Annotated in this window: 11 protein-coding genes; 6 read left to right on the forward strand and 5 right to left on the reverse strand. The window is 71.4% G+C overall.

All coding sequences use genetic code 11. The features are described 5' to 3' along the window. Positions 1–272 precede the first annotated feature (272 nt). Positions 273–1,013, reverse strand: a complete 741-nt coding sequence (locus AC07CM_RS40995) for an SDR family NAD(P)-dependent oxidoreductase (RefSeq protein WP_478881626.1) — start codon at positions 1,011–1,013, stop codon at positions 273–275. A 97-nt stretch (positions 1,014–1,110) separates the two neighbouring features. Here AC07CM_RS40995 and AC07CM_RS41000 point away from each other — a divergent pair, with 97 nt between their 5' ends. Beyond that, a complete protein-coding gene (locus AC07CM_RS41000; protein ID WP_478881627.1) occupies positions 1,111–1,479 on the forward strand; it encodes a VOC family protein in 369 nt (122 codons plus the stop codon). A 35-nt stretch (positions 1,480–1,514) separates the two neighbouring features. Here AC07CM_RS41000 and AC07CM_RS41005 read toward each other — a convergent pair whose 3' ends face one another. The 4 genes from AC07CM_RS41005 to AC07CM_RS41020 all read right to left on the reverse strand — a co-directional run bounded on the left by AC07CM_RS41005 (position 1,515) and on the right by AC07CM_RS41020 (position 7,799). Beyond that, positions 1,515–3,548: a trypsin-like serine peptidase gene (locus AC07CM_RS41005; protein WP_478881628.1), complete on the reverse strand. Its 2,034-nt coding sequence runs from the start codon at positions 3,546–3,548 to the stop codon at positions 1,515–1,517. 1 nt (position 3,549) lies between these two features. Then, positions 3,550–5,403 carry a peroxidase family protein gene (locus AC07CM_RS41010; RefSeq protein WP_478881629.1) on the reverse strand — a complete coding sequence of 618 codons (1,854 nt, stop codon included), beginning with the start codon at positions 5,401–5,403 and terminating at the stop codon, positions 3,550–3,552. A 75-nt stretch (positions 5,404–5,478) separates the two neighbouring features. After that, a complete protein-coding gene (locus AC07CM_RS41015; protein ID WP_478881630.1) occupies positions 5,479–7,389 on the reverse strand; it encodes a GMC family oxidoreductase in 1,911 nt (636 codons plus the stop codon). After that, positions 7,386–7,799 (reverse strand): hypothetical protein, encoded by a 414-nt coding sequence (locus tag AC07CM_RS41020; protein ID WP_478881631.1) that lies wholly within the window; start codon positions 7,797–7,799, stop codon positions 7,386–7,388. Before AC07CM_RS41020 ends, AC07CM_RS41015 begins: the two co-directional genes overlap by 4 nt. Before the next feature lie 197 nt (positions 7,800–7,996). Here AC07CM_RS41020 and AC07CM_RS41025 point away from each other — a divergent pair, with 197 nt between their 5' ends. The 5 genes from AC07CM_RS41025 to AC07CM_RS41045 all read left to right on the forward strand — a co-directional run bounded on the left by AC07CM_RS41025 (position 7,997) and on the right by AC07CM_RS41045 (position 15,885). Next, positions 7,997–8,848, forward strand: a complete 852-nt coding sequence (locus AC07CM_RS41025; protein ID WP_478881632.1) for a maleylpyruvate isomerase family mycothiol-dependent enzyme — start codon at positions 7,997–7,999, stop codon at positions 8,846–8,848. 135 nt (positions 8,849–8,983) lie between these two features. Next, positions 8,984–12,274, forward strand: coding sequence for a formate dehydrogenase (gene fdh / locus AC07CM_RS41030; RefSeq protein ID WP_478881633.1), 3,291 nt, complete (start codon positions 8,984–8,986; stop codon positions 12,272–12,274). Further along, positions 12,271–13,290, forward strand: coding sequence for a 4Fe-4S dicluster domain-containing protein (locus AC07CM_RS41035; protein ID WP_478881634.1), 1,020 nt, complete (start codon positions 12,271–12,273; stop codon positions 13,288–13,290). The genes fdh and AC07CM_RS41035 overlap by 4 nt, the downstream gene beginning before the upstream one ends. Further along, on the forward strand, positions 13,287–14,351 hold the full coding sequence (nrfD, locus tag AC07CM_RS41040) for an NrfD/PsrC family molybdoenzyme membrane anchor subunit (RefSeq protein ID WP_478881635.1): 1,065 nt from the start codon (positions 13,287–13,289) through the stop codon (positions 14,349–14,351). Before AC07CM_RS41035 ends, nrfD begins: the two co-directional genes overlap by 4 nt. A gap of 133 nt (positions 14,352–14,484) precedes the next feature. After that, positions 14,485–15,885: an MFS transporter gene (locus AC07CM_RS41045; RefSeq protein WP_478881636.1), complete on the forward strand. Its 1,401-nt coding sequence runs from the start codon at positions 14,485–14,487 to the stop codon at positions 15,883–15,885. The last annotated feature ends 91 nt before the right edge of the window (positions 15,886–15,976 follow it).

Here is a 15,976-nt window from a genome sequence, read left to right on the forward strand (position 1 = left end):
CGAAGAGGAGTTCCAGGGAGGTGGCGGTCCGGTGCGGTTCCCCGGGGTCCCGGCCCGGCATGGCGTCCCCGGATCGCTGTTTCCGGCGTCCGGGCCACCGGGCAGGCGTCAGGAGGGAACGGCTCGGCGCAGGGCTCCCAGTCATGGCTCTCCTCGCCTCCCGTGGACTCACACCGTCCGCGAGAGGTCAGGAGCGGCAGGGCCCTGGGACGTGCCCGTCGGCGCACGGGGACTTGCCCGAGAACGCCCGGACCACCCGAGGAGCCGGATCATCAGGTCAGATTCAGCCCGCCGTCGAGCATGATGACCTCGCCCGTGAGATAGGTGTTGGCGATCACCGACGCCACCAGGTCGGCCACGTCGGCAGGTTGGGCCGGTCGGCGCATGGGCGCTCGCTCCCGCCACAGTTCGTGCGCCTGCGCCCAGTCCTTCGTCATGGGAGTGTCCACCAGCCCCGGCGCCACCGCGTTCACCCGCACGTCGGGCGCGAGCGCGGCCGCGAGCAGCCGGGTCACATGGTTCAGCGCCGCCTTGCTCGCCGCATAGGGCACCGACGAGCCCTTGGGACGCACCCCGGCGTGGCTGGTGACGTTCACGATGCTGCCGCCCGCCGGGGACTCGCGCAGCGCCGGCAGCGCCGCCGTGCACAGCACCCAGGGCGCGATCAGGTTGACCTCCAGCAACCGGCGCCAGTCCGCGGGCGTCGCCGCGGCGAGGTCATGGTGCGGGATCGGCCAGCTGATGCCCGCGTTGTTCACCAGCACGTCCAGCCGCCCGTACCGGCCGAGCGCCGCCGCCACCAGCTCGCGGGACTCCGCCTCCACCGCCAGGTCGGCTCGCACGTACGCACCACCGAGCTCGGCCGCCAGCGCCTCCCCGGCCTCCGCACTGCTCCGTGAGTGCACGACGACCAGCATGCCGTCGGCCGCCAGCCTGCGCGCGACGGCCTCCCCGATCCCCGAAGTGGACCCGGTGACCAGGGCAACGGGCCGATCCGCCGGTGCAGTACTCATGCTCGTGGATCATGCCACGGCTCCGCGACGACCGATCGGCGGGCGGCCACCTCCAGGGTGTGCGGAGCGAGAATCCGCCGATGAGCCCGGAGGCGCCGTGTCCTTGCAGATGCGATTGACCGCGATTACGCTCGACTGCCCCGATCCGCCGGCGCCGGCAGCGTTCTACGAGCAGGCCACCGGCCTTGCGCGTCACCCGAAGTCGAACGCCGAGTTCGCCGGCCTCAGCCGCGGGGACGGACTCTTCATCGGCTTTCGACGGGTCGACGACCACCGGGTGCCGCGCCGGCCCGACCGGACCGTCCCCCAGCAGTTCCACTTCGACTTCGCGGTCGAGGACCTGGACGAGGCTGCGGCCCGGCTCCTGGAACTGGGCGCGCGCATACCGGAGCACCAGCCGGGCGGGGACAGGTGGCGGGTCCTCACCGGCCCGGCCGGGCACCCCTTCTGCCTGGTCAGAGGTTGATCGGCAGGCCTCTGTGCACGCCTCGGCCTCGGCGGCTACGCAACCGCGGTGAGCCCGAGGTGGCTGCCGATCTCCCCGGCGACCTCCGGGTGGGAGAGGTACTCCGCGATGTTGTGGGCCCGGTCGCGGGCGTTGATGACGGCGACGTCGGTCACCGTGCCGGCCCACTCGTCGGCCAACGGGCAGCCGATGGCCACCGCGTCGGACGGTGACCACGCGTTGAGCCAGTCCGCCACCACGTCGGGGCGCTTCGGGCCGCCGATGAGCAGCCTCTTGTACACGCTGTCCAGCCCCAGCGGACTGCCCACCGTGGTGAGGTGGATGGTGCGCAGGGCGGGAGACAACCGCGTGGTGAGGTCCATGCCGACCACCGTGCCGAGGCTGTGGCTGACGAGTATTACCTCGCCCTCCTGCGGCAACGTGTCCAGCACACTGTCCAGGACCGCGTCCCGGACGGGCCGGTCGTCGAGATACGCGGCCACGTCGTGCAGGACCAGGGCGATCGTCCACGCGTCGAGGTCGCTCCTCGCGGCCAGCCAGCTCAGCTGCCGATGAAGGCCTCCGACGACGTCGCCCAGGGCGATCCGCTCGAGGTCGGGCTGTCTCTCCTTGGGGAGGTCCCACCTGCTGGCGGCCTCGCCGATCATCTCCTCGTACACCGCTCGGGCCGTGGGCGAGACGGGAGCGACCGCCTCGGCCGGGGACAGACTCGCCGCCTCGGTGAACCGTGGGACGGCCTCGTGCGCGGAGAGCACCTGCACCAGCCGATCGCCGTAGTACGGGAACCAGGCGTCGGCCGGGTCGACCGGCGGGAGGCCGGCACGGACAAGTCCCTGATTGAGACCGGCCGTCCACTCGCGGCGCAGGTTCTCCGGATCCTTGTGCTCCTGGGAGCGCCCGTGCAGGAACACGAGATGACGCTCGCCGCCGAACGCGCCGTCCCGGGCGCGCAGGCCCGTGTGCGTGACCGCCGCCGCGGCGGCCGGCCCGGGTACGACGGCCGCGGGCGCCGGAGCGGGAACCAGGGACTCCGCCAGGCCCAGACCCGACTCGGTGCCCATCTCCGCGAGCGGACCCGACCGCGTGCCGGCCGGCAGCTGCGCGAGGTGCCGAAGGATGGAGCTGACGCGCACACCCTCGTTGGCCACCCAGTCGACCGCGTCCTCGCCGTCCCCCGGCTGCCACACCTGCCCGTCCGTGCGCAGGACGTGCCCCTGCTCGTCGGTCTTCGGCACCCCGCTGTGGTGGAGCGCCACGACCTCCCACTGGTCGTTGAAGACCGGGGAACCCGAATTCCCGGGCTCGGTGTCCGTCTTGTACTGGAGGAAGTCGTCGAGCCGCACCTGCAGCATGTTGTCGCGGACGGCGATCTCCTTCAGTCGCCCCATCGGGTGGCCGATCACGTTGACCGGCTCGCCGATGACCAGCTTGCCCGGCTGGACGCTGAGCCGGTTCCAGCCGAACGTCTCGCCCGGCGGCCGACCGTCCGGCCCGGGAGCCACCGACACAAGGGCGTAGTCCAGGCGCTGGTCGGCCACGAAGAACGCGTCCGGGGCGAACTCCAGCCGCGCCGCCGGCTGCGGGGTGTTGTCGACGGTGACCTGGGCATCGAACTCGACGAAGCACTGCCGGGCCGTGTCCGCGTCGGAGAGCACATGATGATTGGTCATCAGCAGGCTCGGCGACACCAGGAAGCCGGTGCCGAGCGGCAGTTCGCGTCCGTTCTCCCGGGTCGAGATCCGGGCGACGGTACGTGCCGCCCGGGCGCCGCGCGGCAGAAAGCTCCACGCCTGCAGGTCCTTGGACACCCCGAGGATGCGTTCGTAGGCGTCGGGCGCGGCCAGCGGCTCCGCGCGCACGGCCTCCACGGCCAGGGCGGCGGGCACGGCGTGCCGGTCCAGCAGGCGCGTGGCGCGCGCCGCGAGCGCCTGCCGCGAGTCCGGGAAGGGAACGCCGGCATCCTGCTGCCGCTCCACGGCCCGGCGCTCGTCGCTGGTCGCGCGGTATCGCTCGGCGGCCGCGGCGAGTTGGTGTGCGCGCTCCTGCCGGAGCCTTTCCGTCGCCGCCATCTCAGGTGTCCTTCCGTGCGGCGTTGTGCCACGGCACGAAGGCGTTGGTCAGCCCGGACAGGGCCGTACGCAGCTCGGGGTGGTGGCGCAGCAGGACGGTGACCATGCTGTTGTCGTCGATCCAGGCCAGGCCGGCCTTGGAGTAGACCTCGGGGGTGTAGTACGTGGTGAAGAAGCGGTCGCTGTTCAGCCGGCGCGAGGCCATCAGGATGAAGATGCGGAACGCCGTGTCGCTGAAGGCGAATCCGGCCGGGAGCTTCTCCGCGTACAGCCCGACCATCAGGTCGACCTTCTCGATGTCGCCTTCGTAGAGCCGCTCGATCTGCTCGGCCCACGCCGGGTCGTGCGCCAGCTCCGTGAAGGTCGCGGCGGGCTTGAGCCGCAGCAGCCGCCGGAACTCGTTGTAGCGGGGCACCCCCAGCTCCCGCGAGCGCAGGATGTCGGTCGCGGCGAGGTCCTGCAGATGACCGTCGGGCCGCTCGAACTCCTGCAGGAAACTCGGGAAGTTGTGCAGCGTGACCAGTCCGGGATGGAGCGTGCCGAAGCTGTACAGCAGGTCGGCCATCTCCGTGGTCTCCAGGAACTTCAGCGCTCCCGGGCCCGAGATGTCGCGCAGGGTGCACTGGCGCAGGGTCGTGTCGTCGGCGACGGAGCGCAGGTGCCAGTCGTCGCGGATCAGCGGGTGCATCCGGTAGACCGCCACGAACTCCTCGGTGAGGGCGTACGGGACGCCGTAGTGGTCGGTCTCGCCGCCGGGAATGCCGCTGATGACCTCGCTGTCGCTGATCCGGCCGAACAGGTTGTGGACGCGTTCGCCCGCGACGCCCCACCAGTTGGCGCGCAGCGCCTTGACGGTGGTGGGATGGCTGATCACCGCCGGTGTCCACTCCACGGTGTGGATCTTGGCGAGGAGCGCGGCGTTGACGAGCCGGGCACGCTGGAAGAGCTCCTCGTCGCTCCAGGAGGGGTAGGCGCCGTGCAGGTGGTCGCAGATCGCGTTGTGCTCCCGGGTGAACAGGTCCTGCATCATCGCGAGGCCCAGCCAGAAGCCCGGAACGCGCGTGGGGTCCTGGGAGGGATCAGCGGGTACGGGGGCCTGCTCGTCGTCCCACAGGTGCAGCTTGCCCAGTTGCCCGGTGCGCAGCTGGTGCTGCTCGGCCTCGTTCTTGCCGTAGATCTGGGAGGCGTCCCACCAGTGGGAGGAGGCGTTGACGCGGGTGTCGGGCGTACCGGGAGGCGCCTGCGGGTCACGGGTCGGGTCGTCCGGTGTCCGGAAGATCTGCATGGGGTGTTCCGGCCACGGGTCGTCGTCCAGCAGGGGCACCTCCCAGGGCCGGTCCGTGGGGCTCGTGCCGTGACTGAACCAGTCACGGATCATGAACTGGAGCCAGGCGGAGACCAGGGAGTTCACGGATTCGGCCGCGATGAGCTCGTGGCGGGTGAGCAGGGTGCGGCTGACCTCGCGCGGACTGGGCGCGGACAGCACGTCCTCGGGTGCGGCCGGGGCGATGTTCTCCAGCGGGATGTTCCGGCCGAAGCGGGTGCCCGCCATGCCCATGCGCGGGTCGCCGAGGTCGTTGTGGCTGCCGTCGGCGGTCCGGTTGACCCGGTTGCTCGCGGACGGCGGCGCGGGCTTGGGCTGGTTGATCGAGGGCAGCCCGCTGGTGTCGTACAGGTTCTTCTGCCGAAGCCTGACACGCAGTCCGAAGAGTGTCAGCAGGCCCCCGGCGACGGGCAGTTTGTCCCAGCCGAAGCGGCGGTCGATGTACTGGGCGGCGCCGGTGATGATCCGCCAGGGGAGTGACGTGCGGTATCCGGCCGGGGAACGCCGTGCGGCGCGTCGGTGCGTGCTCATCGCGATACTCCTTGGGTGGCTCCTGTTCGTTCGCGCGGGAATCGCGCGCTCGTGCGGGGTCAGGTCCGTATGGGGTCAGGCGTGGGCCGCGTCGCCGAGGATCACCTCGCTCGCCTTCTCACTGATCATGTAGATGGGCGCGGCGACGAAGAACCCGGGAATGCGCGGGAAGACCGAGGCGTCGACGATCCGCAGGCGGTCCACCCCGCGGACCCGGAAGGCGCTGTCGACCACCGCCGAGGGATCGTCGGCACGTCCCATCCGGCAGGTGCACGACGCGTGGTGGCCCCACGCCTCGTCCTGGACGAACCCGCGTACGGCGTCGCGGTCGTCGACGTCGTCGCCGGGCCACAGCTCCTTGAGGATCACGGAGCCGGCCCTGCGGTTCATCCCGCGCACGAACTCCACGGCGTCGGCCATCGCTTCGAGGTCCAGGCCCTCCTTGTCCGTGCCCTCGGTGAAGTAGTGGAAGTTGACCAGTGGCGTGTCACGGGGGTCGGGGGAGCGCAGCCGGACCCGGCCCCCCGTGTTGTGGGTGCGGCTCTTGAGGATGGCCCAGGTGAAGCGGTCCTTTTGGAGGGTCAGGTCGAGGGAGTATCCGGGGCGGTATCCCCGGAAGTCGAAGGGGCCGCCGAAGATGAACAGGTCGGGGGCGTCCAGGTCCGGGCGGGACTTGCGGGTGATGCCGAGGACGGCGCCGTTGGTGGTGTAGAGGCCCTTGCCCTGCTGCCACGCCCGGTAGCAGCGGTCCGGCTCGCTCCCGGCCCGCGGAGCGTGGAAGGAGCAGTCCCTGATGACCGGGAACTCGCGGTCCATCTGGCTGACCACGCCGACTTCGTACCGGTCCTGGAGATTGGCGCCGACTCCGTGCAGTCCGACACGCACCGGGATGCCGTGCCGCCGCAGCTCCTCGGGTGGTCCGATGCCCGAAAGCATCAACAGCTGGGGTGTGTTGAAGGCCCCCGCGGCCAGGATCACCTCGCGTGCGGCGACGACCCGGCGCAGCACCGGTGGACCGGACTCCGGGCGGGTACCGGGATCGGCCCGGTAGGCGTGCGCCGCGTCCAGATAGTCGACGCCGGTCGCCGCATTGCCCTCGTCCAGTACGATCCGCGCGGCCAACGCGTGGGTTCGGACCACCAGTTGGTCAGGATGCTCCCGCTGCACGGCCTGGACGCGTTCGCGTACGGCGCTGCGGCGGCCGCCGTCGGTGGAGACGGGAATCTGCCACAGCCCTTGCAACGCGTGGGTCTGCACCCGCCAGTCGTTGGGGTCGACCAAGGAGCCCAACCCCTCGAGAGGTGACAGCGGCCGGTCGAGGAAACCGGCGAGCGTGTCCTCCGCGGCCGAGAGGATGACCTTCAGCAACTGTTCGTCCTGCACGGCCAGTCGTGGGTCGGCCAGCGCGGTGGGCAGCCAGCCGTCGAACCCGTGCCGGGCGTTGTTGCGGTACCGGTCCGACACGAAGGGCAGCGCCCGGAGCAACGCGGCCAGCAGCGGGATGCCGGGCGGCTCCTTCGGCCGGGGCCGGTAGGTGCAGCGCTCCAGCCGCTCGAAGTACCGGCGCATGGCCGAGCTGTGCCAGCTCGCGTCACCCGTCTCCTCCGCGATGGCGTCCCAGTCGCGGTTGTAGGGGTAGACGGTGATCAGCGCATGGTGCGCGGTGCACCCGCCGACCGTTCCGGCGCGCGGGTAGAGGACGCCCCTGTCCGGTACGAGCTTGCTGTCGCGCCGTTGCTGCTGCTCGTCGGCGTAGTGCCGTACGAAGTAGTTCCAGCACTGGACGGGATCCTCGGAGGCGTCGGCGTGGAAGGCGGGCACCAGGTAGCTGTCGTTCTCCTCCGCACCGCCGGCGTCGAGGAGGAGGGTGCGCATCCCCGCGGCGGCGAGGTTGGCCGCGAGCGGTCCGCCACCGGCGCCGGCGCCGACGACGACGTAGTCGAAGCCGGTCTCGGTGGGGGGAGTGGTCCCGGACTGCGTGTTCACGTCCGTCTGTCCTTGGGGGAGTTGGCGAGCGAAGCGCTGGCGCTGACGGCCAGAACGGTGTTGACGGCCGAGATGAAGGTGGTCAGGAACGCCGTGCGCGGCGGTACCTGGCCGTGGAGGCCGAGCGTGGCCGCTGTCGCGGTGTCGCTGCCGTGGATCAGGATGCCCTCGCTCACGTCGTCGCGCAGCCGGGCTCCGCTGTGGGTCAGCAGGTCGAAGCCGAGGAGGACCGTGCGGATGCCGAAGAGGCGGAAGGCGTAGATGGCGGCCGGGCTGGGGGGATCGCGGTCGGGGTCGAACCGCCGGATGAGCATCTCCGGTGCCAGCAGACCGGCGGCTCCGTTGAACAGTCTGATGCCGGCGAGGACATAGACCGAGAGGGGGCGGGTGGCGGCGGGAACCGTGGCCATGATGTCTCCTGGGGGTGTGGTGATTCTCGCGCTGACGGGACCGTCGGCCGAACCCCACGACAAGGGAGAGGAACACCCTGGACGCACTCTTACCGACCACGCTATGGGAACGGCCGCTCAACTGCATCTCGAGAACGGCACAGTTGTTGGCGTCGCGTTCAACCAAATCGGCTTTCGCGGCCGACAGGAGTGCCTCCATGCGTCTCGCGCCCGACGGCGCGGCCGACCCCGCACGGCTCGGCCCGCCGATCGACGCTCGCCCGCTCTTCGGGCGGGAACTGACGTCTTTGCTCGATGAACTACGTGGCCTGCGGCCCACCGAATGGAACAACGCGGCCGTCCCCGGCTGGACCGTCCGCGATCTCGCCGCGCACATCCTCGGTGACTACCAGGGCCGTCTCGGCCGGCGCGGAGCCGCGCTCCGGCGCGCCGCCGGGGAGGGAGAGACGCTCGAGGCGTTCATCCATCGCGTCAACCAGGAATGGATCGACCTCCACGCCGACCACACCCCCGCTCAGCTCATGGAGGCCCTGGAGGTGGCCGGGGCCCAGGTCGCCGACCGGTTCCTGAGCGCCGACCCCGCAGCGGCGGGCCTGGGGGTGTCCTGGGCAGGAGCCGACCCGGCGCCGAGGTGGCTGGACATCGCTCGGGAGCTCACCGAGTACTGGACGCACCGGCAGCAGATCCGCCACGCCACCGGCCGGGCCACGGACACGGAGCCCCGAGCCCTGTCCATGGTCCTGGACACCTTCATGCGGGCCCTGCCCCACACCCTGCGGCACACGCCGGCGCCCCTCGGGACTCAACTCCGGATGGTGATCGACGAGCCGGCCGGCGGCTCCTGGACCGTGACCGCCACCGCGGGCGGCTGGACCCTCGCGCGGGCGCCGAGCGGCCGGCCGGCCGCATCGGTGTGGCTGGACCCGGAGACCGCCTGGCGACTGTGCACCCGCGGCATCGATCACGGCACCGCCCTGGCCCGCGTCCGCATCCGGGGCGAGCGACGGCTTGCCGAAGCCGCGTGCCGGATCGTGTCCATCGTCTGCTGACGGTCCCCCGCGGGGACCCCTCCGTCCCGGAGGCGCTGACGTGCGCGTCGACCCGCGACGACGCCGGGTTGCGTGGGCCCGGCACGCGGCTAGTCTCGTACGAAGCGCATGCCACCGCACGAAGGAGCAGGGCTCATGGGCCTGGAACGGTGGTTCGGCCAGTGGCCGGTGTACCGGCAGATCACCGGCACCGACCGGCTCGGCCGCGGCAAGGCGGCCGAGTCCCGGCGCTCGGCCGGACTCACGCCCCGCACCGACGGCGCGGACCGCGTGGTGGACTCGGTCTGTCCCTACTGCGCGGTGGGCTGCGCACAGCGCGTCTATGTGAAGGACGAGCGGGTCATCCAGATCGAGGGCAACCCGGACAGCCCCATCTCCCGCGGTCGGCTGTGCCCCAAGGGATCCGCCAGCAAGCAGCTCGTCACCGGCCCGCAGCGCGAGCAGAAGGTCCGCTACCGGCCGCCGTACGCCACCGAATGGCAGGACCTCGACCTCGAGACGGCCATGGACATGGTGGCCGACCGGGTGCTGGACGCCCGGCGCAGGGGCTGGCAGCACGCCGACGAGTCCGGGAACACGCTCCGGCGCACCATGGGCATCGCCAGCCTGGGCGGCGCCACGCTGGACAACGAGGAAAACTACCTGATCAAGAAGTTGTTCACCGCGCTCGGCGCCCTGCAGATCGAGAACCAGGCACGTATTTGACACTCCGCCACGGTTCCCGGTCTGGGAGTCTCGTTCGGACGCGGCGGCGCCACCGGCTACCAGCAGGACCTGGTCAACGCCGACTGCATCGTCATCATGGGCTCGAACATGGCCGAGGCCCATCCCGTCGGGTTCCAGTGGGTGCTGGAGGCCAAGGCGCGCGGGACCCGCGTGATCCACATCGATCCGCGGTTCACCCGTACCAGCGCGCTGGCCGACCAGCACGTCACGCTGCGCGCGGGCACCGACATCGCGTTCCTCGGCGGCGTCATCAACCACATCCTGACCCACGACCTGTACTTCAGGGAGTACGTGCAGGCGTACACCAACGCCCCGTTCCTGCTGAGCGAGCGGTTCCAGGACACCGAGGACCTCGACGGCCTGTTCAGCGGCTACGACCCGCACACCGCCTCCTACGACTCCTCCAGCTGGGCGTACGAGAGCATCGAGACGGAGGAACGCCCAGGTCACCGGCCGAAGGAGCAGGCCGCGCCCGACCAGCACGGTGCCGGGGGACCGGTCGTCGAGGGCGGCGCAGGGGAGATCGCGGCCGACCCCACCCTGAGGCACCCCCGGTGCGTCTTCCAGGTACTCAAACGGCACTACGCCCGCTACACACCGGAGATGGTCGAGCGGATCTGCGGGGTGCCGCGGGAGCTGTTCCTCGACGTGTGCCGAGCGTGGACACAGAACTCCGGACGCGAGCGCACCGGGGCCCTGGTGTACAGCGTGGGCTGGACTCAGCACTCCGTCGGCGCCCAGTACATCCGCGCCGGATCCATCATCCAACTGCTGCTGGGCAACATCGGCCGCCCCGGCGGAGGCATCTACGCGCTGCGCGGGCACGCCAGCATCCAGGGCTCCACGGACATCCCGACCCTGTTCAACCTGCTCCCCGGCTATCTGCCGATGCCGGACACCACCCACGAGAGCCTGACCGCGTACCTCGACGGCATCCGCAGACCCGGCCAGAAGGGCTTCTGGGGCAACGCCGACGCCTACATGATCTCCCTGCTGAAGGAGTACTGGGGCGAGGCGGCGACCGCCGAGAACGACTACTGCTTCGACTACCTGCCCCGCATCAACGGCGACCACGGCACCTACCGCACCGCGATGGACATGATCGACGGGAAGGTGTACGGCTACTTCCTGCTCGGTCAGAACCCCGCCGTCGGCTCCGCCCACGGCCGGCTGCAGCGCCTCGGCATGGCCAACCTGGACTGGCTCGTCGTCCGCGACCTGAACATGATCGAGAGTGCCACCTTCTGGAAGGACGCCCCCGAGACCGAGACCGGTGAGATCGTCACCGAGCGGTGCCGCACGGAGGTGTTCTTCTTCCCCGCCGCCTCGCACGTGGAGAAGTCCGGCACGTTCACCCAGACCCAGCGGATGCTGCAGTGGCGGGACCAGGCCGTCGAACCGAGCGGTGACCAGCGCTCCGAGCTGTGGTTCTTCCACCACCTCGGCCTGCGTGTCAAGGAAAGGCTGGCCGGCTCGACCGACGACCGCGACCGGCCCGTCCTCGACCTCGCCTGGGACTACCGCACCGAGGGCGACGAACCATCGGCCGCCGACGTACTGCGCCACATCAACGGCATCGACCTGCGCACCGGCCGGACCGTCGACAGCTACACCGACCTCAGGGCCGACGGCAGCACGGCCTGCGGCTGCTGGATCTACAGCGGCGTCCACGCCGGCGAGGTCAACCAGGCCCGGCGCCGCAAACCCCGATTCGAGCAGGGGCCGTACGACGCCGAGTGGGGCTGGACCTGGCCGCTGAACCGGCGCGTCCTCTACAACCGCGCCTCCGCCGACCCGCAGGGCAGGCCCTGGAGCGAACGCAAGGCCCTCGTCTGGTGGGACGAGGAGCGCGGCCGGTGGACCGGCCACGACACCCCGGACTTCGAGAAGGACAAGCCGCCCCGATACCGGCCGCCCGAGGGGGCGTCGGGGCCCCAGGCACTCAGCGGCGAGGACGCGTTCATCATGATGGCCGACGGCAAGGCCTGGCTGTTCGCGCCCACCGGCCTCGCGGACGGCCCGCTGCCCACCCACTACGAGCCGCACGAGTCGCCCGTACCCAATCTCCTGTACGGCCAGCAGGCCAACCCGACGCGAAAGGTGTACGGGCGCCGCGACAACCCCTCCAACCCGGCCCCGCCCGAGGCACACGGCGAGGTGTTCCCCTTCGTGTTCACGGCGGCGCGGCTCACCGAGCACCACACCGCCGGCGGCATGAGCCGCCAACTGGCCTACCTCTCGGAACTGCAGCCCGAGCTGTTCGTGGAGGTCTCGCCGGAGCTGGCCGCCGAACGCGGACTGCGCCACCTGGACTGGGCCCACGTGATCACCAGCCGCACAGCGGTCGAGGCCCGCGTCGTCGTCACCGACCGGCTGGCGCCACTGCGCGTCGAGAACCGCACGATCCACCAGGTCTGGATGCCGTACCACTGGGGCCAGTCGGGTCTGACCAGGGGGGACGTGGTCAACGACCTCATCGGCGTGGTGACCGACCCCAACGTGCTGATCCAGGAGAGCAAGGTGCTCACCTGCGACATCCGCCCCGGACGCCGCCCCAGGGGACCCGCCCTGCTGGAGTACGTCCAGGACTACCGCCGCCGGGCCGGGATCACCCCGGCAACCGGCACCCGCCTCATGACCGTGGGCGAGGACACCACGCCCAGCCACACCGAGCCGGACCGGCCGGAGGACTCCTCATGACTCACGAACACAGTCTGTACGGGCCCCTGGAGGACCCCGCCGCGGACGCCGGCCACAGCGAACACCCGCCCCGCGTAGGCTTCTTCACCGACACCTCCGTGTGCATCGGCTGCAAGGCGTGCGAAGTGGCCTGCAAGGAGTGGAACGACGTCCCGGACGACGGCTTCGACCTGCTGGGCATGTCCTTCGACAACACCGGCATGCTCGGCGCGAGTTCCTGGCGGCACGTCGCGTTCATCGAACAGGAACGCCCGCTGGGCCGCCAGGACGCCGGCCTGTCCGACCTGCCCACCGGGCCCTCCGCCACCGAGCACACGTCCGAGGTCGTCGCGGACGCGCTGCACGAAACCCCGCGAGGCGGTGGCGAACTCGGCACCCAGCCGGTCGACCTGGGCTTCCCCTCCTTCGACCTGCCCGGCGCCGGGACCGGTGCGGAGACCCGTACCGACTTCCGCTGGCTGATGTCCTCCGACGTCTGCAAGCACTGCACGCACGCCGGATGCCTCGACGTCTGCCCCACCGGCGCGCTCTTCCGCACCGAGTTCGGCAGCGTCGTGGTGCAGCCCGACATCTGCAACGGCTGCGGCTACTGCGTCTCCGGCTGTCCCTACGGCGTCATCGACCGCCGCCCCGACGACGGCCGCGCCTGGAAGTGCACCCTGTGCTACGACCGCCTGCGTGGCGGCCTCGAACCCGCCTGCGCCAAGGCCTGCCCCACCGACTCCATCCAGTTCGGGCCCCTCGACGAACTGCGCGAGCGGGCCGACCGCAGAGTGGAGCAGCTGCACGAAGCGGGCGTGAGCGAGGCCCACCTGTACGGCCGCGACCCCGAGGACGGAGTGGGCGGCGACGGCGCCTTCTTCCTGCTGCTGGACGACCCGGAGGTCTACGGACTCCCGCCCGACCCCGTCGTCCCCACCCGCGATCTGCCCTCCATGTGGAAGCACGCCGCGGTGGCGGCCTCCGCCATGCTCGCGGCGACCGCCGCCGTCTTCATCAAGGAAGGCCGCCGATGACCGACGAGGACGGACTCCCGCACGAGCCGCGCAGCGACAGGGACGGCGCCGGCTTCCGGGCCCGCACCCACAGTGCGGGCCGCGACCGCACCGGACACGACGGCGAAAGCGCCGTCTCCCCGGGTGAGTTCCGCTCCTACTACGGGCGTCCGGTGCTGAAGCCACCTGTGTGGGAGTGGAAGGTCCCGGCCTACCTGTTCACCGGCGGCCTGTCGGCCGGTGCCGCCCTGCTCTCCGCCGGCGCCGACCTGACCGGCCGCCCGGCCCTGCGCCGTGCCGGACGCCTGGGCGGCTTCGGCGCCCTGCTGGCCAGCAGCTACCTGCTGATCGCCGACCTCGGCCGCCCCGAACGGTTCCACCACATGCTCCGGGTGGCCAAGCCGAGTTCACCGATGTCCGTCGGCACCTGGATCCTCGTCGCCTACGGCCCCGGCAGCGGCCTGGCCGCCGTCGCCGAGCTGCTGCCGCGCTCGCTGCGCGCCACACTGCCCGGCCGGCTGCTGGAGCGGGCCGGCCGTCCGGGCGGCCTGTCCGCGGCGGTCTTCGCCCCCGCTCTGGCCTCCTACACCGCGGTGCTGCTGTCCCAGACCGCCGTCCCGGCCTGGCACGAAGCCCGGCGCGAACTGCCGTTCCTGTTCACCGGATCCGCGGCCGCGAGCGGCGCCGGCCTCGGAATGCTGCTGACGCCCGTGCCCGAGGCAGGCCCTGCCCGGAAGCTGGCGGCCATCGGGGCGAGCGCGGAACTCGTCGCCGCCCGGCTGATCGAACGCCGGCCGGAACTGGAGACCACCGCCTACACCCGGGGCCGGGCCCACCGCCTGCGACGGGCCTCCGAATACCTCACCCTGGCCGGAACCCTCGCGTCGCTCACCGTGGCCCGCCGCAACCGCACCGCCGCGGCCGCCGCCGGACTGGCCCTTCTCGCCGGCAGCGCCCTGCAACGCTTCGGCACCTTCGAGGCGGGCGTCGCCTCGACGAAGGATCCGGCCTACGTGGTGGTTCCCCAGCGGGCACGGCTGCGGGCGCGGGGCGAGGAGCCCCGCCGGTCACGAGGTGCCTGACGCGTGGTCCGACCGGGACGACCGGAACGCCGCCCAACCTCGTCTTTTGCGGTCTCAGCAAATTCTCTGGTCGATTGCTGCCGTCCTGCCTGAGTCTGACCGGGCACCGCTCCCGGACGGAAAGAGGCGGACCATGACCACCACGGCGATCCCTCCTGCTCAGCCCCTGCTGAGCGCCCGCAGACGCTGGACGGTGCTGGCCGTCTGCTGTCTGAGCATGTTCCTGGTCGGCCTGGACACCACCATCGTCAACGTCGGTCTGCCCGCCGTCGGGCGCGGCCTGGGTGCCGGAACGCGCAGCCTCGAATGGACCGTGGACGCCTACACCGTCGTCCTGGCCGGTCTGCTGATCTCCTCCGGCGCGCTCGCCGACCGGTTCGGGCGCCGGCGCGTGTTCCAGTCCGGACTGGCCGTGTTCGGCGCGGCCTCGCTGGTCTGCGCGGTCGCCCCGTCGGTGGGCGCGCTCGTCGCGGCCCGCGCGGTGCAGGGGATCGGCGCCTCGATGCTCAGCCCCGTCGCCCTCGCGATCGTGGTGAACGCGATGCCCGACCCGAAGGAGCGAGCGCAGGCCATCGGCGTCTGGGCCGCCGTGTTCGGTCTCAGCATGGCCGTCGGCCCCGTCACGGGCGGCGCGCTCGTCGCGGAGTTCGGCTGGCGATCGCTGTTCTGGATCAACGCTCCGGTCATCGTGACCGCCCTGGTCCTCAGCGCGCTGTTCGTGCCCGAGTCCCGGGCGGCTCGCGCCCGACGGCTCGACGTTCCGGGTCAGGTCCTGCTGACCGTGGTCATCGGGACCTGGGTCGGCGTCCTCATCGAGGGACCACGCCTCGGCTGGACGTCGGCGGCAACGATGACCGCCTACGGGGTCGCCGCCGCCGCGACGGCGGGATTCGTATGGGTGGAGTCCCACCGGCCCGAGCCGCTGATGGATCCGCGGCTCTTCCGCGGCCCCGCGTTCACCGGTGCCGTCCTGGGCGCGGTGGCGGTTTTCGTCGCCCTGAACGTGACGCTGCTGCTCAACACCTTCTATCTGCAGCACACCCGGGGGTTCACGCCCCTGGCCGCCGGGACGGCGACCCTTCCCATGGCCGTCGCGGCGACCGTCTGCGCACCCTGGTCCGGCCGTCTGGTGGGCCGTATCGGACCCCGGCTGCCCCTGGTCCTGGCCGGCGGCTTCATCGCGGCCGGCGGGCTGTCGCTCGTCGGGCTCGACCGGCACACGAACGTGTCCCTGCTCCTCTTCGCGTACCTGCTCATCGGTATCGGCTTCGGCTTCGCCAACGCGCCGATCACCAACACCGCGGTGAGCGGCCTGCCGCCCGCCCGGGCCGGCGTGGCCGGCGCCATCACGTCCACCGCACGACAGCTCGGCTCCGCACTCGGCATCGCCCTCGCCGGCGGCCTGGTCGCGGGTACGAGCCCCGCCGGGCTGGCCCACGCGTCCCGCCCGGGCTGGCTGCTGGTCGCCGCCTGCGGACTGCTGTTGCTGCTCGTGGCCCGCGCCTCGCGGCCGAGCGAGAACCGTCAGCCCTGATCCGACCCGGCTGAAGGAGCCGTTCCGGACGAAGCTCGGCAAGATCGACGAGAAGCGGTTGCGGGAGCCGGTCCGGCGCGAGGATGATCCA

The organism is Streptomyces sp. NPDC044061 (assembly GCF_056434305.1).